General features: G+C 40.6%; 22 protein-coding genes, 1 tRNA gene and 1 pseudogene. 13 read left to right on the top strand and 11 right to left on the bottom strand.

The genetic code is table 11. The annotated features are described in order from the left end of the window. Window positions 1–136 precede the first annotated feature (136 nt). The 3 genes and pseudogenes from D1970_RS21535 to D1970_RS21525 all read right to left on the bottom strand — a co-directional run. A complete protein-coding gene (locus tag D1970_RS21535) occupies window positions 137–1,375 on the bottom strand; it encodes an IS110 family RNA-guided transposase (protein ID WP_119114898.1) in 1,239 nt (412 codons plus the stop codon). 411 nt (window positions 1,376–1,786) lie between these two features. Beyond that, a complete protein-coding gene (locus D1970_RS21530) occupies window positions 1,787–1,999 on the bottom strand; it encodes a DUF3006 domain-containing protein (RefSeq protein ID WP_119114897.1) in 213 nt (70 codons plus the stop codon). 319 nt (window positions 2,000–2,318) lie between these two features. Further along, a pseudogene (locus D1970_RS21525) lies at window positions 2,319–3,143 on the bottom strand (ComEC/Rec2 family competence protein); the annotation flags it as partial. 504 nt (window positions 3,144–3,647) lie between these two features. Here D1970_RS21525 and D1970_RS21520 point away from each other — a divergent pair. Together D1970_RS21520 and D1970_RS21515 are read left to right on the top strand one after the other, a co-directional pair. Next, complete coding sequence (locus D1970_RS21520) at window positions 3,648–4,106, top strand: hypothetical protein (protein WP_119114895.1); 459 nt, start codon at window positions 3,648–3,650, stop codon at window positions 4,104–4,106. A 514-nt stretch (window positions 4,107–4,620) separates the two neighbouring features. Continuing rightward, a complete protein-coding gene (locus tag D1970_RS21515; protein WP_119114894.1) occupies window positions 4,621–5,694 on the top strand; it encodes a hypothetical protein in 1,074 nt (357 codons plus the stop codon). A 371-nt stretch (window positions 5,695–6,065) separates the two neighbouring features. Here the strand turns inward: D1970_RS21515 and D1970_RS21510 are convergent. Continuing rightward, window positions 6,066–6,139, bottom strand: a tRNA-Arg gene (locus tag D1970_RS21510). A gap of 274 nt (window positions 6,140–6,413) precedes the next feature. Here D1970_RS21510 and D1970_RS21505 point away from each other — a divergent pair. From D1970_RS21505 to D1970_RS21490, 4 genes are all read left to right on the top strand, one after another. Continuing rightward, complete coding sequence (locus tag D1970_RS21505; protein ID WP_119114893.1) at window positions 6,414–8,099, top strand: serine hydrolase domain-containing protein; 1,686 nt, start codon at window positions 6,414–6,416, stop codon at window positions 8,097–8,099. Window positions 8,100–8,129: 30 nt separating this feature from the next. Then, window positions 8,130–10,229 carry a glycoside hydrolase family 3 protein gene (locus D1970_RS21500; RefSeq protein ID WP_246370356.1) on the top strand — a complete coding sequence of 700 codons (2,100 nt, stop codon included), beginning with the start codon at window positions 8,130–8,132 and terminating at the stop codon, window positions 10,227–10,229. Window positions 10,230–10,258: 29 nt separating this feature from the next. Then, entirely contained in the window at window positions 10,259–11,518 is a 1,260-nt protein-coding gene (locus D1970_RS21495; RefSeq protein ID WP_119114892.1) for an exo-beta-N-acetylmuramidase NamZ family protein, read from the top strand. A 106-nt stretch (window positions 11,519–11,624) separates the two neighbouring features. Next, on the top strand, window positions 11,625–12,128 hold the full coding sequence (locus tag D1970_RS21490) for a hypothetical protein (protein ID WP_119114891.1): 504 nt from the start codon (window positions 11,625–11,627) through the stop codon (window positions 12,126–12,128). A 135-nt stretch (window positions 12,129–12,263) separates the two neighbouring features. Here the strand turns inward: D1970_RS21490 and D1970_RS21485 are convergent, their stop codons facing one another. The 4 genes from D1970_RS21485 to D1970_RS21470 form a co-directional block, all read right to left on the bottom strand. After that, the gene (locus tag D1970_RS21485) at window positions 12,264–12,878 is read right to left on the bottom strand and encodes a PH domain-containing protein (RefSeq protein ID WP_119114890.1); all 615 of its coding nucleotides are present in this window, start codon (window positions 12,876–12,878) and stop codon (window positions 12,264–12,266) included. Between the two features lie 121 nt (window positions 12,879–12,999). Then, window positions 13,000–13,818, bottom strand: coding sequence for a GDSL-type esterase/lipase family protein (locus D1970_RS21480; protein WP_181213494.1), 819 nt, complete (start codon window positions 13,816–13,818; stop codon window positions 13,000–13,002). A gap of 106 nt (window positions 13,819–13,924) precedes the next feature. Next, complete coding sequence (locus tag D1970_RS21475; protein WP_119114888.1) at window positions 13,925–14,161, bottom strand: helix-turn-helix domain-containing protein; 237 nt, start codon at window positions 14,159–14,161, stop codon at window positions 13,925–13,927. A gap of 217 nt (window positions 14,162–14,378) precedes the next feature. Further along, the gene (locus D1970_RS21470; RefSeq protein ID WP_119114887.1) at window positions 14,379–15,272 is read right to left on the bottom strand and encodes a YitT family protein; all 894 of its coding nucleotides are present in this window, start codon (window positions 15,270–15,272) and stop codon (window positions 14,379–14,381) included. Between the two features lie 398 nt (window positions 15,273–15,670). On the opposite strand from D1970_RS21470, the gene D1970_RS23225 reads away from it, so the two are divergent. From D1970_RS23225 to D1970_RS22655, 5 genes are all read left to right on the top strand, one after another. Beyond that, window positions 15,671–15,814, top strand: a complete 144-nt coding sequence (locus D1970_RS23225) for a hypothetical protein (protein WP_246370355.1) — start codon at window positions 15,671–15,673, stop codon at window positions 15,812–15,814. After that, window positions 15,815–16,522, top strand: a complete 708-nt coding sequence (locus D1970_RS23220) for a cation:proton antiporter (RefSeq protein WP_310648632.1) — start codon at window positions 15,815–15,817, stop codon at window positions 16,520–16,522. A gap of 156 nt (window positions 16,523–16,678) precedes the next feature. Then, window positions 16,679–17,725, top strand: coding sequence for an FUSC family protein (locus tag D1970_RS21460; RefSeq protein ID WP_119114886.1), 1,047 nt, complete (start codon window positions 16,679–16,681; stop codon window positions 17,723–17,725). Between the two features lie 84 nt (window positions 17,726–17,809). Then, window positions 17,810–17,947 (top strand): DUF4184 family protein, encoded by a 138-nt coding sequence (locus D1970_RS23215; RefSeq protein WP_374978573.1) that lies wholly within the window; start codon window positions 17,810–17,812, stop codon window positions 17,945–17,947. Window positions 17,948–18,107: 160 nt separating this feature from the next. Beyond that, entirely contained in the window at window positions 18,108–18,206 is a 99-nt protein-coding gene (locus D1970_RS22655; protein WP_209796974.1) for a DUF4184 family protein, read from the top strand. Window positions 18,207–18,579: 373 nt separating this feature from the next. On the opposite strand, the gene D1970_RS21450 is transcribed toward D1970_RS22655, so the two are convergent. Genes D1970_RS21450 through D1970_RS21440 form a run of 3 tightly spaced genes read right to left on the bottom strand, consistent with a single transcriptional unit; the run spans window position 18,580 to window position 20,844 of the window. Continuing rightward, window positions 18,580–19,314 carry an amino acid ABC transporter ATP-binding protein gene (locus D1970_RS21450; RefSeq protein WP_119114885.1) on the bottom strand — a complete coding sequence of 245 codons (735 nt, stop codon included), beginning with the start codon at window positions 19,312–19,314 and terminating at the stop codon, window positions 18,580–18,582. A gap of 23 nt (window positions 19,315–19,337) precedes the next feature. Further along, window positions 19,338–20,039: an amino acid ABC transporter permease gene (locus D1970_RS21445; RefSeq protein WP_181213493.1), complete on the bottom strand. Its 702-nt coding sequence runs from the start codon at window positions 20,037–20,039 to the stop codon at window positions 19,338–19,340. After that, window positions 20,026–20,844 carry an amino acid ABC transporter substrate-binding protein gene (locus tag D1970_RS21440; protein WP_119114883.1) on the bottom strand — a complete coding sequence of 273 codons (819 nt, stop codon included), beginning with the start codon at window positions 20,842–20,844 and terminating at the stop codon, window positions 20,026–20,028. The genes D1970_RS21445 and D1970_RS21440 overlap by 14 nt, the downstream gene beginning before the upstream one ends. Window positions 20,845–21,112: 268 nt before the next feature. Between D1970_RS21440 and D1970_RS21435 the strand changes: the two genes are divergently transcribed. Together D1970_RS21435 and D1970_RS21430 are read left to right on the top strand one after the other, a co-directional pair. Next, window positions 21,113–21,928 carry an STAS domain-containing protein gene (locus D1970_RS21435; RefSeq protein WP_119114882.1) on the top strand — a complete coding sequence of 272 codons (816 nt, stop codon included), beginning with the start codon at window positions 21,113–21,115 and terminating at the stop codon, window positions 21,926–21,928. Between the two features lie 40 nt (window positions 21,929–21,968). After that, window positions 21,969–22,793, top strand: coding sequence for an STAS domain-containing protein (locus D1970_RS21430; RefSeq protein ID WP_119114881.1), 825 nt, complete (start codon window positions 21,969–21,971; stop codon window positions 22,791–22,793). Window positions 22,794–23,221: the final 428 nt, after the last annotated feature.

Below are 23,221 nucleotides of genomic sequence, written 5' to 3'. Positions count from 1 at the left end.
AAACCAGCTAATAGTTTGTCAACATTTTTCAATAAAAAGTTTAATAACCTCATGATATACTAAAAATGTTCATGCCAAATAACCTTCCGTTATTTAGTAATTGGAAGGTTTTGTTGTTTTTAGTTAGATATAGGTCCTAAGCTATATCTTGGAAAGTTGTTCTGCTTTTTAGTAAGGCATATATCCAATGTAAGAGTTTATTTACACAAGCAATGATGGCTACTCTAAAGGGTTTTCCTTCTTCTCGTTTCTTATCGTAAAACTCTCGTAGTCTTCTATTGCGTGGAATGATCTCGTCAGTCGTCTTCTTTTTACGAGAATCCCGAATACCACTTTGAACAGCCATATACAAGGCGTGGCGAAGCCTACACGAGCCACGTTTGGTTATTCGGTTTACCGATGCAGTAAACTTTCCAGAAGAGTACACGCTAGGATCTATTCCAGCGAATGCAACTAACTTCTTGGCATCATTAAACCGATCTATCTCTCCGATTTCAGAAATAATCGTTGCAGCGATTTTTTCTCCAACTCCAGGGATAGATTGAAGGATTTCATATTCTTCAATTTCACTAGCTAGGGCATCTATTTCATCCGCAATATTGGATAGATGCTCTTGGTATTGAAGAACAATCTTAACCAAGATTTCAAGGTTAAAAATATGACTATCGTAGAGATTGTTCTGAAAAGGATCACGAAGGGCTGCTTCTCTTAACTTCTGTGCCTTTTCCTTTGCCCAAGACTCCGAACGACTCGTACATAATGAAGCTATTTTATCCGTTAACTCTTTTTCACACACACTTAATACAGCCTTAGAAGTAGGAAAAGCTAGTAAAGTAAGCAAAGATACTTTTGAATAGAGGCTTCCATACACCCCTCGATATTCAGGAAAAACCTGGTCAATTAAAGAATGAAGCTGCATCTTTGTCTTAGCTGATATTTCTGCAATACTCTCTTGTTGTCTTGTCAGATTACGAAGGTTTAATAGTTGTACTCCACGCTTCTTGTAAGGCTCTAGCTCTTCTTTATAAAACAATTCACAAAGGTGATAAGCATCAATTGCATCAGTTTTTACCTTTCGTAGACTTGAGCTCTTGGCTCTATGAGAGATTAGAGGATTGACGATAATATAAACATAATTTTGTTCCTCTAAAAACTGAATAACGGGAATATGATAATGACCAGTTGATTCTAAAACAACCGAAGGTTGATGGCCATCAGCTGCCTTTTCAACATCTTGAAGGAACTCTAAAAAACATCCTAATCCTTTAAGATCGTGAGTAATACTAAAACTCTTACGATATGGTTTACCTCTATCTAAAAATGCTTGAACCTGACTTTCTCCTTTTGATACATCCAGACCAATTACTGGATTCATTAATTTTCTCCTCCTCCTAGAAATACAAATTAGTCGATAACCCCTAATGCTCCTTGTAATGTCATAGGTTCGCTTGTTAAACGGGATCATGGTCCCAACCAGCCTGAAACATGTTTATACAAGTAGGGGGTGAACAGTTTAGCTGACGGAATCGAGTTCCACGGGTGCGACGTTCTACCCCGACTACCGTAATAATAAGACCATAAACAAAAAGGTCAACCAGAAAAATCTGGCTAACCTTATATTACGAACGGGTGCTTTAGTACAAGAAGGACTAATCTATTTCTTATAACAATATGTAGTTCTGATCCTCAGCAATCGGGCGCGATTGTGGAGCAACATAGATAGGAAATGATCAAATTTTTTTATAAATATGGAATATAGCCCTTCTCATTTGAGAAGGGCCCTTTTTTAATCTTCCCATACATCATCCATAAGGTCTTCTATTTCTTTTCGTAGATTCTTAGTTTCTTCATTGAGTATTATTACTTCGGTCCCGCTTATGCTTACTACATCCCCTGCAGCTGCATTTTTCGGAAAAATGTCTTTCGGAAAGTCCTTAGTTTTTCCGTCAATCTCGACGACTACTATATTACCTTCAAATCGATCAATTATTCCCTTCATAAAATCACCCTCATTTTGGAGTAAAAGAAGTCAGTGTTTTATAGGATTTTCCTTTATACGATGCTGATACATCCACCTTTACAGTAAATCCTTTTGCTGCTCTGCTAATTTTAACCGGCAGTTTTTTCCCCATAGATCCTGAATATGTTGTGTTTTTACTTTTATAACGAAAAACTGCTTTATACTTTGTCCCACTAGGAAGCCCTTTAACAGTTAGATTAATAGTGGAGTATTGCTTAGGAGTTCTATTATCTAAACTAGCTGTTAGCTTATAGGTAGCAGGTGTAGTCGCAGTAACTGTACCAGGAATGGCAGGCTTAGTATTAAATACTAAGTTAGTTCCATTAGTTGATGCAATAATAGTACCTTGTTTATCAGTTCTAAAAACATTTACTTTGTTTGATTTCAGTCGGTTTAACACATCAGATGTTGGATGTCCGTAGCTGTTTTTACCAACGCTAAGTACAGCATATTTGGGCTTTACGGTTTTTAAAAAAGCAGAACTGGTAGACGTTTTTGCACCATGGTGGCCAATTTTAATCACATCAGCCGTTAATAGTTGTTTTGATTTAATCATGTCATTTTCAGATGTAGTTTCTGCATCACCAGTAAATAAGAAAGCCTTTTTACCATAAGTTAAGCGTAAAACGGCACTCCAATTATTCAAATCACTATTACTATAGCTTCTAACTGGTCCAACAAAATTAGCTGTAACACCTTTTAGAGGTATTGAAACACCTTTTGTTGCTGTTTTAATTTTTACACCTTCATCTTTTACAGCAGTAAGGAAATCTTTATAAACCTGTGTAGTATGGCTAACTTTTGGAGCATAAATAGATTTAACTTTAAATGATTTAAGGATTTCATCCAATCCACCCATGTGATCGGCATCTGGATGAGTTGCGATCATTACCTCAATATCATTAACTTTTTGGCTTTTTAGATAAGAAACTACATCGTTTCCATCTCGGTTGCCGGCGTCAATTAATATGTCATCTCCTTTTGCTGTTTTTATGTAGATAGCATCACCCTGTCCAACATTGATAAAATGGACTTTTAAATCTTGTGTTGCAGCAGCAGTTGGCGTAATTGAAACCGATGCCAAAAACAACAATGAGACTAGTAAAGATTTAAGTATTTTCATTATTTTCCCTCCTATAGGTAATTTTACACAGATATTTGAAATATGACTACTTTTTTAAGTAAAAAGGGACCTTTCCTATAATGCACATAAAATAGTATCGGGTTTAATGCAAAGGGAAAATATAGGATTTAATAACAGAGCATCTGTGAATAAGTAACGTTTTTGATATCGGCTCTGTTAATGTTCTTTGTGGATTTTCTTGTTAAACTAAAGGTAGGATTAGTTATTCCGTTTAGTGGTAAATAAACTTCTTCTTTAACAAACAGCTGAGATGTTTAAAGTGAGCATCGCTTTCTTCATTCGACTAACGGGTAAGATTTCACAAAAGGAATTGGTATTTATAGTAAAGTATAAATAGAAGTAACGAGTGCGTTTGCAGAACAGGGCTGTCTAAAGACTACCTTTTTTGTTGTTCAACTAAAGTAAGCAGGTTAACGGGGTAGGTTAGCTTAAGACTAAAGCCGAAAACTTATATAATGTTTCCTGTAGATGGGGGGGGAAAACTTGCTTGAAAGATTAAGAAGGCTATTTAAAAATGAAGAGCAGAATGAGTTTGATGATGGGTATTTGTTTGTTCCAGAAAGTGAAATAAACGAGGAGTTAAAAAGTAATATAGTTAAATTAGAGACATTGGGAGAAGAATGCAGTATAGTTCTTCAAAGAATATATGCTAATAGATTTGAAAGCCAAGGAAAACAGAACCTAAGAATTTGGGTATGTAGGGATATAGATGGAGATGAAATAGAAGGCTTGGCTTCTGAAAACTGTCTAGAAAAAGAGTATCATTCCCAAATAGCAATAGATTATGATGGTCCAAAATTCGATGATGATTTTTATGCATATGCAATTGACTTATGGTATTACTTTGGTGGATATTTTAAGGGTTCTGGTACTTTATATGATTTATCAAAGAATAATTTAAAAGATGATATTGAAGCAGTCTTAAAAACGCTACTTAAATAATTGTGTACTCAGTTTCTTGTTCAACAAAACGGGTGCGAATTCAGGAAGGATTAACGCTTTTTTTAGAATTAACGCTTATTTTCTTGAAATGCCTCAATAACCGTCGGTTTAGTGGAGGAGGAGAATTTTACCGCATCCCTAATTCCAAAATCGGGCCATATTGTGGAGTAACTCTTATTTCGTATTAGACTCTTACTGCGTAATATATAACTATATGTCAGATGACTTTGTGAAAATTTACTTAAAGTACAGAAGTCACTTTTTTAATAGGTGATTAATTCAACAAACGGGCTTGATTGTTGAATTATGAAGATCCTCAGTACATTTAAATCGTTTATAATAATTTTGCGATATCCAAATTTTTGTATGGTACAATTTTTATGTAAGAATTAGGTTCATCAATAAAAAAGTATTCACGAACAATAGTTCGAGCGAACCCATATAAGGACTTAAGACAAATACGTGAAAGCAGACTTTAACTGAAATTGCTGTATTAAAAAATGAGTGGATGATAATGGTGGAAGTAAAAAAGCCGAAAAACAAAATAAAGTATTTAATTATAATACAGACAATTGTATTAATAATTTCAGTATTTATAAATATAAGTTTATATTTCTATTACTTTACTACCAAAGATATAATTGAATCGATTCTTAATAAGTCAAAAGAAATATATAATTTGAAATCAATAATTCTACTAAGTAATATAAATATTGGTAAAGTTTTTAACAATAGAGAATTGGCTATTGGTTTTTGGACTATTATCTTTATTATTTTTGCTTTGTCTATTAGTAGTGTGAGAAAACAATTGCAAAGTCTTATAAAGACTATGTTTAATAGGAAATTAATTCTTTGGTACATTAGCATGGTTCTTTATGTATTTGGGATGGTATTTGTTTTATTTCAAATTGGTTTTTGGAAAGTTTCATTATTGAAAGAAACAATTTTTTGGTTTCTTTTTGTTGGCATACTACTATCTTTTAGAGCTGTAGATAAAGCTAAGGATTCACAGTATTTTGTTAACCTTATTAAAGATAATATTAAAGTTATAATTGTCGTTCAGTTCATATCAAATTTATATAGCTTTTCTTTTATTTGGGAAGTCATTGTTGTTTTTATTGCTATTTTCACTTCGTTATTAATAGCAATCGTTGACACTATGCCCGATTTCCAAAACAAAAACGGCAAGATACTGAAAAATATTTTTAACTTTATATTAGTTGGCTTAGGTCTAATAATCCTATCTCATTCAATTAAAACACTTGTTTCAAATACTGATAAGATCATTATTCCTGATTTAATTAATGAGTTGTTATTACCACCTACTTTATCATTGATGTTTATTTTTTATGCCTACTTATTAGCGGTTATTGCAAGTTATGAATTAATTTTCATTAGGCTACAATTTAATAAAACTATTGATGACAGGTATAGATTTTTTCTCAAGTTAAGAATAATAATATTCTGTAATTTAAATTTAGTAAGGGTAAAAAATTTTATTCAAAGAAGCAAAATAATGACTAGTAATGTCAGGAGTAGGGCTGATATAAAACAACTATTTCTTAATTACAAAGCGAATGATAAATAGTGTTATGTGACTCAAGTGTATGAAGCGATATCAGATTATACTTTGGATTTGTTGCGCAGTTGTATAGAAAAAACCTGGTGACGGTCATCATGAAGTTTAATTAACATGCAAATCATATACAGAATCAGTTATAAAGTAGGTAGGTATGTAAAGATTTATGGTACTCTAAAATTCAAATATATGTGGCCGTCTTAGGAGGAAAGAATAATATTGTGGATGACCGGGGGCGGTTACTCTATTGGCAGTGATTTTTAACTCAAAAACCTCTTGTTTTAAAATCCACTCCCAATTCACTCCCAAAATACTTTATTAGCATTGAAATTCTTTGCTGATAAAAAGAAAAAACCTTGATTTCTCAAGGTTTTTTTTAGCGTCCCAGAGAGGATTCGAACCTCCGACCTACAGTTTAGGAAACTGTTGCTCTATCCTACTGAGCTACTGAGACATGATTGTGAGTTGTTTTTAACGACTCATTTATTATAATCCGAGGAAAAAAATATTTCAAGATATTTTTGGAGTTTTTTTTAGTTTTATGGAAAGTTTTTTAAAAATAGTTAGTATTGGCTGTCAAAATAGCGGTTTAAAGGAAACTTATTTCCTATCATTTCCTTGGAAGCTTGGGCCTTAAGGGTTATGGACATCGTAAACAAATGGCCTTACGCTTAAAATATAGGAATGTAAGAATTTTCAAAAATTAAGGTGCATAAAGAGGAGGAGTTATGAAAAATAAGCCGCTTTCTATCGCTTTGTTGACTGTAATGAGCTTTGGGGTTGTTTTTCAATCGACGGCTGCTCAGCTGCCGTCAATTGAAAAGCATGAGAAAAAATTTAAAGGCATGGAGGCACACCTAAGTTTTTCCTGGGATAAGCCGGGTCCTTCATCTCCAATCCTTCATAGAGGTTCGGCTCGCGGAGCTGGAATGGTTCAAGGCTCGTTAGATGAAATCGACGGCAGCATGGACAAATTCATTTCTGACGGCGTCATGCCAGGTGCAGTCGTATTTGTAGCGCGTCGAGGCAATATCGTAAAACAAGATGCTTATGGTTATGCCTATAAATATGAGGATGACCAAATGAAGGAAAGTGCCACTCCTGTTAAAATGCAGCATGATACCATCTTCGACCTCGCCTCAATTAGTAAAATCTTCACTACTACAGCCATTATGAAACTCTACGACCAGGGATTCTTCAAACTAGATGATCCTGTAGCAAAGTATATCCCCGAATTTGCCCAAAATGGAAAAGAAAACGTTACAATCAGGCAGCTGCTGACCCATACATCGGGTTTTCCTGCCTGGATTTCCCTCTATACAATGGGAAAAAACCGCGAAGACAGGATGGGAATTGTCTTTAAGGAGCCATTAAAGAACCACCCCGGAAGCACATACACTTATAGTGACTTGAATATGATCACTCTCGGAGCTTTGATTGAGTTATTTTCAGGAGTAAGGCAGGATGTGTTTGTAAAAGAACAGATCACGGAACCCCTCAAAATGAACGACACCATGTATAATCCCCCTGAATCGTTAAAAGACAGAGTTGTCGCAACGGAATACCAGCCATGGACAAACAGAGGCATCGTCCGGGGAGAGGTGCATGATGAAAATGCATGGGCAATGGATGGTGTCGCAGGCCATGCCGGCGTGTTCTCAACTGCAGGAGACTTAGCAAAGCTTGCACATATGTACCTCAATGACGGCCGTTACGGCAGTGTGCGAATTTTGGAAAGTGAAACGGTTCGAATGCTTGTCAGAAACCAAATTCCTGAGTTTCCGGGCAATGACCACGGCCTTGGCTGGGAACTTGGGCAAAGCTGGTTCATGGATGCCTTGTCCGAAGGTAGCACACTTGGCCATACAGGTTATACTGGAACCTCCATTGTCGTTAACCGGAATAATGATACAATTGCCATTCTATTGACAAACAGGTTGCACCCTACAAGGAAGACTGTCTCCACTAACATTGCAAGGCGGGATTTTGCCCGTAAGGTAGCTGATTCTATTCCTGTTTCCATCCCTGACAAAGGCACGGCATGGTTTTCAGGTTATGGAGATAGGTTGGCTCGCACATTGACAGCAAGTGTCTCGCTTCAAAAGCCTGCGGTCCTGTCTTTTGATACATGGTACCGAATGGAGGCACAGGCTGATTTTGGAGCAGTTGAAGTCTCTGAGGATGGAGAAAAATGGACTGGAGCATCTTATATGTTAACAGGCTCTAGCATCGGTTGGGAAAATATCAAGATTCCTATTCCGGCAAACACGAAGCATATTCGTTTTAATTACAAAACAGACAGCTCCGCCAATGGGCGCGGCTGGTACTTGGATCATATGCTCCTAAAGGAAGAAGGCGGAAAATTCACGGTGCCCAAATTCACAGGGGAGGATTGGAAGCAAAGAGAGTATTAAAACAAAGATTGGATTCAAGGAGGAGAGACTATGAAAAAAAGAACTGGCTATGCAGCGCTTCCGCTTGTACTCATGCTGGCATTGTCGCAATTATTTTTTATTGCGCCGGTGGGGAAGGCGGAATCTCGTCCGATGAATGAAAAAAGCGATTTGGTGATTTTCCAAAACATTCCCGAAGCAGAAACAGGAGTTAAAGATGGGAAATTTCGATTGAAAGCAATTCGCGCTTATACCAACGGGACATTCATGGAGGCTGGACAGAATCTTATATGGCAGTCCACCAACAGTAATGTCGCGGAAGTCGATGGTGAAGGGAATGTTGTTTTCAATGGAAAAAGAGGCAGGACTTTTATCACTGTAACGGACGGTGTTTTTACAGACCGTATTGCGTTGGATTTTAAAACAGTTCCAGGGAAGAAAGGTGCAAAACCATTCATAGTGAAGCAAAGGGGGGAGCGGTACCAGCTGATTCAGCGTGCCGTTTCGAAGATGCCGCTCGAGCACAAAATCGGCCAGATGCTCATGCCGGACTTTAGGACATGGAAAGGGATGAATGTCACAGAATTAAATCCTGAAATCGAACAACTCGTTAAAAAATACCATCTCGGCGGAGTAATTCTTTTCCGTGAAAATGTCGTAACGACGGAACAAACGGCCCGCCTGGTTTCACAGTACAACGAAGCTTCGGAAAACTTCGGGCTATTGATGTCGATTGACCAGGAGGGAGGCATCGTAACGAGACTTCAGTCAGGGACGGATATGCCTGGAAATATGGCTCTCGGCGCAGCCAGGTCTCCAGAGCTTGCATGGAGCGTTGGTAATAGTATTGGAGAAGAGCTTGCAGCGCTTGGTATCAACACCAATTTTGCACCAGTGATGGATATCAACAATAACCCTGACAACCCGGTCATTGGTGTCCGGTCATTTGGCGAAAATCCAGAACTGGTAGGCAGCCTTGGGGTGGCCTATACGAAAGGGCTGCAGGACGCAGGAGTGGCCGCAACGGCCAAACATTTTCCGGGCCACGGGGATACTGCAGTTGATTCACATCTTGGCCTTCCAGAAGTGCCCCACGACCGGGACAGGTTGAAAAAAGTAGAGCTCTATCCGTTCCAAAAAGCAATGGAAGCTGGAATTGACGCGATTATGACCGCCCATGTGACTTTTCCAAAGATAGACAGCACAAAGGCCATTTCGAAAAAAACGGGTGAGGAAATAGCCGTTCCTGCAACGCTTTCGTATAAGGTTTTGACAGAGTTGATGCGGGAAGACATGGGATATGAAGGTGTCATTACTACAGATGCCATGAATATGAAGGCGATTGCAGACCATTTTGGCGCAGTGGACGCCGCAGTAAGAGCGGTAAAAGCGGGAACCGATATTGTCCTTATGCCAGTTAGGCTGGAAGAAGTAGCCGAAGGTTTATTGAAAGCAGCAGAATCAGGCGAGATCTCGGAGGACCGTATTGACCGCTCGGTATCAAGGGTGCTCACACTTAAAATAAAAAGAGGCATCTTGAAGCAGGAAACTCCGCAGCCGGTAGAGGAAACAGTATCAGAAGCCCTTCGTATTGTCGGGTCCCCGCAGCATAAAAGTGTTGAAAAAGAGGCGGCAGAAAAATCGATCACGGTGGCTAGAAATGAGAATGCTCTTCCATTGAAGCTTGACGATGATGATGAAGTGGTAGTCGTTGGGAATACGTACATTAGCGATATGGCAAAGGCAGTAAAGAAGCGGCATGCCAATATCCATCTTATTGCTACATCAAGCTATGTGCTGACAGATGAGCAGAGAGAGTGGATTAGGCATGCAAAAGCGGTAATTGCAGGAACCTATACGTTTAATGTTGCAGGCCGTTCACCCGACAGCCCACAGATGAAAATGGTAAGGGAGATAGCAGAAATTTCAAATGGCCCTGTGATTGGTGTCGCCATAAGAAACCCATATGATATCATGGCCTATCCGGCAGTAGATGCCTATCTTGCACAGTACGGATTCAGAACGGCAAGCTTCGAGGCAAGTGCTGGGGCGATCTTTGGTGAATTTTCTCCGTCTGGGAAGCTGCCGGTCACGATTCCGGCTGTGGATGGAACAATTTTGTATCCTTTTGGCCACGGGCTAAGCTACTGATGAAAATTTAACAGACAGGAGCTGTATCCATGAAAAAAACGTTAACTATGATCCTGACTGCGGTATTGCTATTATCATCATTGACAGCAGTGCTTGCCGGCAATAATGGTGAGGACAAGGCAAAAGGGAAGAAGAAACTTGCACTTGGTGCAGAGGTTTTGCTTAACAGCCAAAAAGATTTGGTAAAAGGAAAAAGAGTGGGTCTTATTACGAACCCTACCGGTACGGACCAGCAATTGACGAGCATAGTCGACCGATTATATAACGACCCGGATATTCAGCTTACAGCGTTGTACGGACCGGAACATGGCGTAAGGGGAAGCGCCCAGGCAGGGCAGTATGTGGAGTTTTATATGGATGAAAAGACGGGGCTTCCTGTTTACAGTCTTTACGGAAAGACAAAGAAACCAACTCCCGAGATGCTGAAAAATGTGGATGTGCTCCTTTTTGATATCCAGGATGTCGGTGCAAGATTTTATACGTATATTTACACGATGGCCTACGCAATGGAGGCAGCAAAGGAAAACAATATTCCGTTTGTTGTTCTTGATCGCCCAAATCCCTTAGGCGGAACAAAAGTAGAGGGTCCGGTTCTTGATCCTAAATATATTTCATTTGTCGGCAACTATCCCATTCCTTTGCGCCACGGCATGACCGCGGGCGAACTGGCCACTCTTTTTAACGAAGAGTTTGGAATTGGCGCTGATTTGACGGTAGTTGAAATGGATGGATGGAAACGGAAGATGGAATGGAAGGATACTCCGCTCGAATTCATCCCTGCTTCCCCTAATATGCCGACACCAGAAACCGCACTTGTTTATCCGGGTGCTGCTTTAATCGAAGGCACAAATATTTCGGAAGGGCGGGGTACTACCAAGCCTTTTGAATTGATTGGAGCACCTTTCATTGATTCAGATAAGCTGACCGCTGAATTGAATGAGAAAAATCTGCCGGGGGTAAGGTTCCGCCCTGCGTCTTTCATTCCAGCTTTTTCAAAGCATTCAGGCGTGCTGTCGCACGGCATCCAAATCCACGTTATTGACAGGTCAGCATTTCAGCCTTTTGAAACAGGTCTTTATATCGTAAAGACTATTCATGACCTTTATCCGGATCATTTTCAGTTTAGGGCAGAGGACAGCCGGGGGATTTCCTTCTTTGACCTCCTGGCCGGAAATGGCTGGATCAGAGAAGGGATCGAGAATGGAAGAAGTGTAGAGGAAATGAAGCTTCAATGGGAAGCTGAATTGGTAGATTTTAAACAAATCAGAGAGAAATATTTACTTTATTAATAGAGAGGAAAGCAGGCTTCCAGGGAAACGGAGCCTGCTTTTATGTTTCAACGCACTACGGTAGAGGGAAACAGTACAGTAAACAAATTCAGAAGGAGGGGAAATAATGCCGAATAAACGGATTGCTTTTGCCGTGGCAATTCCCTTGCTGTTTGCAGCAGGGTGTAATAGCGAAGAGGTCTCTAAGGAAACTGACAAGGCTGCACAGAAAACAGAACAAGCCGCAAAGAAAGTTCAGGACAAAGCCAAGCAAGTGGCTGGAGATGTGAAGGAAAAAACCCCAGGAGTCATCCAAAACTTGAAAGATACTTATAAAGAGAGTGAAAAAAAAGCGAAGGATAAGACGCTTCAAAAAGGCGAAAAGGCAACCACACAAAAAGAGGCTTACCTGGCGCTAACGCCGGAAGCATATGATGAGGTTTACCAGCTGATTGAAGTCAATGACTTAATAGGTGTCGATAAAATCGAAAAAGCAGATAAAGTCAAGAAAATCAGCAAGGATACGAAAGTGACAATCGAGAAAAGGGACATTAGGCGGACAAAAGTGAAGACAGAAAGCGGGGAAGAGGGATACCTGCCAACATCCTTGCTTACACCTTTGAAAAAGTAATAACGAAACTTTTGTTCCCAGGAAAATAAATTGCTCAAAGTGGAAAAATATAAATCTTGCCCATCAACAAAACCAGTGTAGAATTCCCCTTAAAAAAAGTCCGGCCGCCTGTCCGGACTTCATTTCGATTTATGATTAGTTGTTGATATACTTTTCGAAAACAAAGCCAAAATCTTTAATGTGGAATTGCTCTCGCTTTTCCATCAGCCACTGGAAGGCCGATTCATTGATGCTGTTAAAGTTTGCTGCTACGCTTTCTTCTTTGGAACTGACTCGTCCCATTGCTGATGAGGCTAAATTCAGGCTTTGATGCGCGTAGTCGAGGGCGAATTCGTTTTCCCTTGAAATCTCAGCAATTTTAATCAAAGATTTATACAGATCCTTTAGTTCTTCAATGAATTTTTTATGTACATCAATCGAGAATGGGACTGAACCGATAACAAACTTAATTTCAACATCCAAATCGACTGTCCCTGCTGTTTCGAGTGAGACGTTTGTAATTTTGTACTCGCTGTAGCTATAGCGGTTCAGCGTCCGCTTCTTGCTCACAGCACTTGTACCGTCAAGGTGGATGAGCGCTTTGTTCGTAAAGCAATACTCGTCTGTTTTGGATTTGATGAGGAAGTAAATTTTTTCACCATCCTCATTCATTAAATAGTCATCAGCATCCACTTTGTTATAATCGGCAGGCGTGATAACGCTGCCTACATCGCTTAACCCAAGCATGTCTGAAGCCATTTTTTTGAACATTTAACCATCCCTTTCATTTTGCGATTACTTAAAACTGGCAGTCTAATTTTAACATAAATTGGTGCTGATTTTCATAAAAAATGCCAGAGGTTTTAATCCCGGCATTTTTTTTTTATGATACCTATTTTCCTTCACTCCACGGTTCGCTGGCGAATTGCTCAAGTGCCTGTTGTGAAATGGCTTCATATCCATCAAGGCTTGGATGTACGCCGTCTGGAGACAGGTGGTCAGGCTTGCTGCTGTGAATGACTTTAGTTGTATGCACCACAACAGCGTAATCAAATTGCTGGGCAGCCTTGTATAGATGGACATTCCATTTAGGGAGCAATTTGTCTGACAGTGAGTAAAAGGAATGGTCTGTCGGAAGAGGATTGTATAATTCAAGGAAAATGATGGTGGCATTGGGGTTCAAATAACGAATTCCCTCAGTAATCCCCGCAAGGTTTTCAGTAAAGTCCGACTGCAGCCTGTCAAAGGTCTTGATTGCACTGCCAAAATCGGAATCTCGGGCCGCACGCAGGATATCATTTCCGCCGACGTTGATCATAATGATATTCGCACTGCTGATCTCATCATTTATGACACCGCTCTGGATGAGACTGTTCAATCGTTCACTTGTCAGGCCGTTGATTCCTTCATTTTTAGATACAACTGTCTTGCTAGTTTGCCGGGCAAGGCCGTCTGCAAATTTGCCAACCAGGCTGTCAGCTTCGCTTGCCCCATATCCGGCGATCACCGAGTCACCAAGTGCCAGCAGATGGAGTTGTTCCGTATCAGATTCTTTAAAATGATCTATATAAGAAGACATACTGCCGTCCTGTGAATGGGCCGATGTTTGTTTTTTTAGCGTGCTGATTTGGTAATAAGGGTAGTACATCCAGATGGCAGCCCCGCTTCCCGCCAATATAATCAGTAAAACCAACAGTTTTAATAGCCTCATAATCGCCTCCTTTTTATATCCTATTCTAGCAGGAAAACAAGAATACATAATTAGGGGGTGTTTTCCAGCGGTTTTTTTAGTGAAAATAAAAAAAGCACCATTCCACTCAAAAGAATGGCGGTACTCCTTCACTGATGCCTTTTACAATTGCTGTAATCGACTGCATCTGGTTCTCATCAAGGTCAAAAGCGTCCTTCACTTTGCTCTCAAGGTTGGAAGTCACTCTGCGCTTTCCGACTTCAACTAAGGCAATCAGAGCAAAGCTGACATTTAAGAGTTTGGCAAAATCACGCTGGTTCATATTATAGCTTTTTCTTAAAAATTTAATAATATCTTTGTTCAAACAAAACACCCCTTTAGAAAAAGCTAATTTTAAACTAACTTATATTAAGAAGGTTGTCAAAGTGTTTAGGTAAATAATTAAAATTCATAAAAGATTGCTATTACAGAAGATTGGTGGGGATTGCCAAAGGCAGAAAACCAGGGATCCAGAAAAGCTTTTAACCGCGATTCGGAAAGCAGCTGGGAGCCCGAAAAATTCTGCTGTAAAGTAAAAGAGGTTAATGGATATCGCGTTTTTTAAAGCGTCCGCCCCGAACCTCGGAAATACTGGCTACAGCAAGGAAGGCAGTATCATCCTGCTCCTCGACTATGGACTTCAGTTTCGCTTCCTCCAAACGTGTAATGACGCAAAAAATCACTTTTTTGTCATCTCCCGTATAGGCTCCTTCTCCTTTTAAAAACGTTACACCGCGTCCTAGGCGGGCAAGGATGGCATCGCCTATTTCCTCATGCTTGTCACTGATGATCCAGGCGGATTTTGACTCGTCAAGACCCATGATGACAATGTCAATCGTCTTGAAAGCGATAAAATACGCTATAAACGAGTACATTGCCCGGTCCCATCCAAACACAAAACCAGCAATCCCAAAAATGAAGATATTGAAGAACATAATGAATTCACCGACAGAAAAAGGCAATTTCTTGTTTGCCAAAATGGCCATGATTTCTGTTCCGTCAAGAGATCCGCCGTAGCGGATGACAATGCCGACGCCAGTCCCAAGAGTAATCCCGCCAAACACTGTTGCTAGGAGCAAATCGTCCGTCAATGAAGGAACCTCATGCAAAAGGGAGGTAGTAATGGAAAGCACGGCAATTCCCAAAAGTGTGGATAACGAAAATGTTTTGCCTATCTGCTTATATCCAATAAAGAAGAAAGGAATGTTGAGAATGAAGATGAATAACCCGAGGCGGAAGCCGGTTAAATGTGAGAGGATGATGGAAATTCCAACAATTCCTCCGTCAAGGATCTTGTTTGGTACAAGGAACTCTTCGATTCCTATCCCCATCAGTACTGCACCCAAAACAATGAAGAAAATCCGTTTTGCCAGTTTTAACTTTGGTAATCCCTTGTGCTTGATTCGATTTACAGCTTCTTGTTGTGTTTGATTCATTTTTTTCCCCCTTATAAGTCAATGAATAACAGCGAAAAACTCTCTACTTATTTTAACATATTTTCTTTCATTAGTTTAAATTGATGCATACTCTGCATTCCTTGAAGCTGAAATGGGTACAAGAATAGGGCCAGTTCTGCCGGGAAATAGACAGTAAGGAGATGCGAACGAACTCGGTGAATGGATCTATAATACTGGACGACATATATAGAAAAGGATGTTGACGTTGAATCTTTTACTTGTAGCGGGCCTGTTTTTGTTTATCCCATTTATTGTTGGGTTCATTGGGATGAGAAATATCAATGTACCGGAAATTTTACTTTACATATTACTTAGTTTGGCCTTATCGCAGGTTTTCTATGACAATAAAGTGCTCGAGACTGCCGGGGAAATTGGTTTTGCTTTTTTTCGTACTTGAAATGGAGTTTTCTGTGAAGCGTCTCCAAAAGAATGGGAGCAAGGTATGGAAAGCGGGTCTTTTCGATGTGCTTCTTGGTATTGGAGTCACGATGGTGATCAGCCGGCTGTTCGGTTTGGACTAGATTTCATCCTTCATATTAGGAGGAATTGTCTATGCAACGAGTTCCTCAATTACCGCCAAACTGCTAGAAGATAAGAACAGGACTGAAAACAAGGAATCGGAATTTCTGCTGCTGATTTTGATTTTTGAACATTTGATAGCTCCGATACTTGTCACGGCTTTGATCGGGGTTTCAGGGAAGGGGTTTACCTTCGCCGATTTTGGCTTAATTTTTGTCAAAATACTATTAATAGCTGCATTTGCTATCTTTTTTGCTAAAATAGTAATGAAAAAAGCTGAGCCTATTTTAAAAGATATCAATAATGACGATATATTCATTGTGCTTATTGCAGGTGTTGCCCTTAGCTATGCAGGTATCGCGGTGCTCTTTGGCTTATCAGAAGTAATAGGCGCATTTCTGGCAGGATTGATGTTTTCCGAAATCAGCATGAAGGAAAAAATTGAAAAGGTGGCTTTACCTTTACGGAATGTCCTCTTTCCTTTTTTCTTTTTAAATTTTGGGACACAAGTCCAGTTAACAGTGAACATACCATACCCCGGGCTGTTAATTACACTGATTGTATGGTCCGTGATCCATAAGGTTGCTGTAGGATGCTTAGGTGGACGCTGGTACGGGATGCCTCATTTTCACTCGCTTGCCGCAGGTTTGTCACTGACAAAGCCGGCGAATTCTCGGTCATCATTGCTGGTCTTACAGCAGGAGCACTAAGTGTGTTTGCCGGAATATATATTATTGTCATCGTGCTGATTGGTACAATTCTATTCCAGCTAGCGCCAAGACTGAACAAACTGATTCATAAAAAAGCCCAAAATCTTAAAACCTAAACCTTAAGAGGCAGCACCTCTTAGAATAGGAGGCTATGCCATGGTAACCCTTGGTCCGAGGGTATTAAAGACAGGCCTTGCGGTCACGCTGGCCTTATACATAAGCATATGGCTGGGACTGGAACCGCCATTGTTCGCAGGGATTGCAGCAACTTTCACAATCCAGCCATCGATCTACCGGTCTTGGAAACAGGTACTGGAACAAGTGCAGGCCAATACAGTCGGAGCATTGATTGCCATAGGATCGATATATGTATTTGGCAACAGCCCCATTGTGATCGGCCTGGTAATGGTGCTGGTCATTCTTGTCTGCCTGAAAATCAGGATGGCAGATGCTATCTCCTTGACGCTTGTTACAGTGCTTGTCATGATGAGTGCCCCAGACCTGGAGGGAGTGGAAGCGGCTGCTCATAAATTTCTAATTGTTCTCGTCGGAATGGGGTCTGCCTTTCTTGTCAATATCGTCATTTCTCCTCCTAACTATAAAAAGAACTTTGCAGACCAGGCAAATTCAACATTCAACACCCTGTCACTGCTCCTCCGAACAGCCATTTCAAACGAGCTGACTGAAAGGTCTTTCCAGAATGACTGGAAGGAATTGAAAAAGGGGATCGAGAAGCTTGAAAGCCTTTATGAAATTTTGGACGAAGAAAGAGAGAAGATTTCTAAACTTAAGCGGCTGGATGTACGTGAAATCATTGTTTTTAAACAAATGCTCGATTGTCTTCGTAGGGGGACGCACCTCCTTGCCATCGTTGAGGAACACTTCTTTCAGAGCCAACCGGACGGTATAGAGAGGCAACTGTTTGACAGACATCTTGAATATTTGATTATGTATCATGAAATGATCCTGTTGAAAATTGAAGGGAAGGCCAAACAAACAGACAGTGAAGGGAGTAACAAAGCACTCGAGGACACGAATAGGCTTCTTGAAAGAGTACTTGAAGGGTCACATCATCAGGAGCAGGAGAAGCACAGGCTGATCGTGGTAGGGTCATCGATTTATGATTATGCCTTCCAGCTTCATCGATTGGACGAACTTGCTGGCCATTATTTAAAAAAGAAAAAACATGTAGCGAAAAATTGAGGTCTTGGGAGGCCGCCACGCTAAAAATAGAGTGTGAAGTTCGAGGAGTGAATGGGTCGCTTACATTAGCTCGCCCGGGCAGTACTGCCATTTTCAAGAAAAAGTAAATATATTAATTTTACAGCCCTGGTGCTTAGAAGTATGTCACCAGATTTTGAATATTTTCTGAATGGGCGCCCATTGGAGAATTCGGCCATGCATTTGCCGGATTTTTCTTGTTGATCTGCCGTTATGCCTGTTGCTTCACCTTCTTTATGTTTTTGTGATCGACAACGCACTGTCTAAACATCTACCATCTTTTCTGCAGGATATGAAACGAAGCCAGCAGCCTGTAAGTATAATCAATTGAGCCATTGTCTTTTTCTATTGCGCCTTACTCGGAATGCTGACACATACGTTTTGGGACTCTTTTACACATATTAGCGGCGATATGGTCAAGACGATACCAGCTCTTTCAGCTGTTTTTCAGGTTGGAGGGTAAGTATTCCTATTTATAAACTTTTGCAGCACGGGAGCACGCTCTCAGAGTTAGCCTTAATTTTTGTTTATCTGCTCATCAGAGCACGACAAAGTTGCGGAAAACCTCATGTATCCTTTCGGGAGAAACTTTAGTTTTGGATTGCAACATTCTTACTTTTTCTGTGTATTTTAGCAGGATGGTATTTTGTTAACATTGCACCAATCCGTGCGTACGGTACAAATGTTGAAAGGATGATAGATTCTGCTTTCTTAAGCCTAGTTTCTATTTCTTTTGCTTATTAATTCATGTAAAAAAGAGCATCGCAGTGATGCTCTTTTATTGTTATCAAGCGACTTTTGAACTCGGTAAACTCGCGCTTACGCTTTTTTTGTCTTTATTGGATCATGCTGAGGAACTGTTTCGTACGCTCTTTTTCAGGTTTTGTGAATAGTTTGTCGGGTGCTCCGCTCTCCACAATAACGCCGCCATCCATGAAAATGACTTTATCGGCAACCTCTCGTGCAAACCTCATTTCATGTGTCACCACAATCATTGTCATGCCTTCCTCAGCCAAATCTTTCATCACTTTCAGAACATCACCTACAAGCTCGGGATCCAGCGCTGAAGTAGGCTCGTCGAACAGCATGACATTTGGCTCCATTGCCAGCGCCCTGGCAATGCCAACACGCTGCTGCTGTCCGCCGGATAGCTGGAAAGGGTATGCTTCAAGTTTGTCGCCGAGACCGACCTTGGCGAGAAAATATTCTGCTTTTGCAGCTGCTTCTTCCCTGGATTCCTTTTTCACGGTAACGGGGCCTTCCATTACATTTCCGAGCGAGGTCATGTGCGGAAAAAGATTATACCCTTGAAATACCATGCCAGTCAGCCGCCTGAATTCGGCTATCGCTTTCGGGTGCACTTTTTTCGAAAAGTCCATAGTCTGCCCGCCAATCGCTATTTTCCCTTCATCAGGAACCTCAAGCACATTTAGGCACCTGAGGAATGTCGTCTTGCCGGACCCTGAAGGGCCAATGAGAACGACAACCTGCCCCTTTTCTATTTCAAGATCAATTCCTTTCAAAACTTTGTTATCGCCGAATGATTTCTTAAGTCTTTGAATGAAAATCAACACATTTTCCCCCAATCTATTATTTATCTAGAAACGTACTGATCCAGCCTGTTCTCAAGTCTGCTTTGCAAAATCGAGAGAAAGAAACAGATGACCCAGTAAATGAGGGCGGCTTCTGAATACAGAAGGAGGAATTCATAATTAGTTGTCGCAATTTCCTGCGCCTTCCTGAACATCTCTGTGACCAGGATCAAAGATGCAAGAGATGTATCCTTGACGAGGCTGATGAAAGTGTTGGAGAGGGGAGGCAATGATACCCTTGCTGCCTGGGGCAGGACGATTCTGACAAGCGCCTGTCTGTATGTCAATCCGATCGAATACCCAGCTTCCCACTGTCCTTTCGGAATGGAGAGGATAGCTGCCCGGATGATTTCGGATCCATAGGCTCCGATATTAAGGGAAAAACCAATAATGGCTGATGGCCATGGATCAATGACAACCCCGATTGTCGGTAAACCATAAAACAGGATAAACAGCTGTACGAGCAAAGGTGTGCCTCTGATGGCAGAAACATAGAAGCGCGCAGCCATTCGCCAGATTTTTTTTGCTGATAATCTTGCAAGTGCAGTGATGACGGCCAGAATCAGCCCGCATGCAAAGGTGATCATTGCAAGCGGAATTGTGTAAAAAATAGCCCCCTTCAGCAAAGGCTGAAGGGAACTTCCTGCAATATCGGCAAGCCTGGCTATTCGGTCGGGATCAATCGTGATGCTATTTAAGTACATTTTCACCAAACCATTTCTGTGAGATTTTTTCGTACGTTCCGTCCTTAACCATATCGTTAAGTGCACCATTTACTTTGTCGACAAGCGGATCGGTGTTTTTACGGAACATGAGGCCACTTTTTGATGCATCCTTACTCTCTGCAACAATCTTGACGTTTGCATCTGGCTTTTTCATTTTATAGTCAAGGAAAGATAGGTTGTCATTGATTGTGATATCAGCCCGCTTTGACTGAAGAAGTTCGATCGCCTGGTTAAAGCCCTCGACACCGACAAGGTTTGCTCCGTTTTTCTTTGCCATTTCAGCATAATTGCTTGTCATGGACTGTGCAGATTTGAGCCCTTTGATATCGTCAAAGCTTTTTATCTTCTGGTTGTCCGTCCTTGTTATAAGAACAGCAGTTGAAGTAGTATATGACTTCGAAAAGCTGTATTTTTCTTCACGATCAGGACGAATGCCGACCTGGTTGGCAACCATATCAAATCTTTTTGAATCTAGGCCAGCAAACATGGCATCCCACTGCGTCTCCACGAATTCTGGCTTTACGCCGATCCGCTTAGCAATTTCGGATGCTATTTCGACATCAAAGCCAGTCAGCTTTCCGGATTGATCATGGAAGGAAAATGGGGGATAGGTTCCTTCTGTCCCGATGACAAGTTTGCCTTCTTTTTCAACCTCTGCAAGTAAGTCCTTGCTGCCATTCTTGGAGTTTTCATGCTTTTGATTCTTACTGTCATTTGAGCCGCAACCTGCAGCAGCAAGTGTAAAGGCGAGGAGCAGGGAAATGAGGCACAGAAATTTTTTCAAATTAAATTCCTCCTATTTTTATCGGTATTATCGGACTTGAATAGAATAAGACATTCATTATTTTCTGTCAATGAAAAAGACATTTATCCTTATAATCCCCTGCAGGAGAAAAAGATAACCTGTTCCTATTGTAAAAAAGGCCATAACGGTCGGTATAAAATAAAAAACACTGCAAACACGATTTGAAAATTGAACATGAACAACCCCTTGTATTAATATTAGACATGAAATCATTTGTACGAATTGCAGATTAAGGTGGTTGGCATAGATGGAGAAAACAAAATTGCTTAATGAGTATTTAATTAAGCATAGTGAAGAGATGACTTCAAAATGGTTCGAGACACGCAAGGAATCCAACCTAATATACGGTAAGAACGCTTCACCCCATATTGCAGAAGATATAAAAGAACAAAACCTTAAGCTAATTAAAATCGTGGCGGACGGATTACTTTGGGAGAAGGATTATAAAGAATGGGCCTGGGAAACTTCAACTAAACGTGCAAACAATCAGGCATCCCTTGCGGAAGTGCTGAGGAATTTCAAGACCTTCAGGGCCATTTTCTGGGGTTATGTTGTTCAATATTCTTCCATGAACACAGTTAACGTCGAAGAATTGGGTAAGTGGGGAGACAGAATCAACTTTATTTTTGATGATATAATTGAAATGTTTTCAGTCCATTACCAAAAAGTCCATGATGAAAACTCTCGGGCACAACGTGAAATGATGCTCGAAATGAGCAGCCCGGTCATCCCTGTGTATGGCAATATCGGAATTTTGCCGCTAGTAGGGGATGTGGATACGTACAGGGCAAAAATAATTCGTGAGAAAACTCTCCTTCAGGCAAGTACTTTAAAGCTTGAACATTTGATTGTTGACTTGTCCGGTGTTCCGATTATCGATACAATGGTAGCCAATGAATTGTTCCAGGTGATCAAAGCGCTATCGATGCTTGGAATCCATGCATCGATCACGGGCATCAGTCCTGCCATTGCCTTGACTTCCGTAAACCTTGGCCTTGATTTCAGCGATGTCCCGACATATGCGAATTTGCAGCAGGCCTTGCATGACCATATTAAGGCATAAAGCCATACATCACTTCAAAACAAAAGGGTGTGGATTATAGTTGAATTGCAAAAAAGCAGTTGTGGAATACTTGACATCAAATTCAAAAGAATTAGCTTCTGAACTTGTTGCTAACATTCTTGACAGATTTCATATAGAAATACCCCAACAGGAAATTGACAACTCCATTAATGTGTACAATGAATTTTTCGGTTTTCTGGGCGATTTACTTGAAGGAAGCGAGGAAGAAGCTCCAGCGACACTCATTCAGTGGAGCCGTGCTAATGGAGAGAGGGAAGCCTCTCAGGGCGGCAATGTTTCTGAAGTCCTGATTCGCTATCCTGCTACAAGAATTGTTTTTTCGAAACTTTTGACAAGGATTGGCAAAGAACACCAGCTTACAGTCGACGATATGGTCTGGATGATCACAAGGGTCAATTATCTTCTTGACCTAAGTTTGAATGAGACTGTCTTCGCGTTTGAACGCTTGTCTGAAAAGCTGCTTCGCGAGTCGAAGGAAGAAATCTATATACTATCGGCTCCGGTTGTTCCAATCCAGAATGGCCTTGCGATCCTGCCGCTTGTTGGAAGTATGGACCACGACAGAGCAACTCACATCATGGAAAATGCTATACCGAAAGTGGCCCAGCACAAGTTTCGCTGCCTCATCATTGATTTCTCGGGAATCGTTAACATTGATGCCACAATCGCAAGGCATATTTATGATTTTTACAATGTCCTGCGCCTTCTTGGCATCGAGTGTATTGCGACGGGAATCCGTCCAGAAATGGCGTTTGCTGCGGTTGAGGCTGGCATCAATTTTTCAGCAATCAAGACATTCGCCAATGTGAGGCAGGCTGTCGAGAGCTTCAATACAGAGATTTAATGGAAAAAGATGAAGAAAGCAGCTTCCCATATGGCGGGAGGCTGCTTATTTTGTACTTTTACGAAATAGATGTTCACGAACAATAAAGTTATTTGATATATATTAAAGTCATTTAAAAAACAATAAAGTTTTTTAAATTGAAGAGCTGAAAAAGAAAGTAGGCCGAAGATTATATCCAACAAGAAAAAATTTATTCAATTGGCCTAAAGGATAACAGGGAAATAGATAAATACTTAAACGGGTGCATGAGTTAAATAAGGAATAAATATTAATGTAATCAAACTTTTTTATAAAGGTAAGAGCATGTTTTGATCAATCTTTTTTTTAACCTCACGGGAGAATATACCTCCAAGGTAATAAAAGCAGTGTCTCTTTTTATATTGCTCTTTCCGTGCTTACTTATTCTTAATAAGGACTACAGCACTGTT

It is taken from the genome of Mesobacillus zeae (assembly GCF_003570705.1).
Classification (GTDB): Bacteria; Bacillota; Bacilli; order Bacillales; family Cytobacillaceae; genus Mesobacillus_C; species Mesobacillus_C zeae.
Note: the sequence above shows the minus strand (reverse complement) of the source record. Positions and strands in the feature narration are given on the sequence as shown.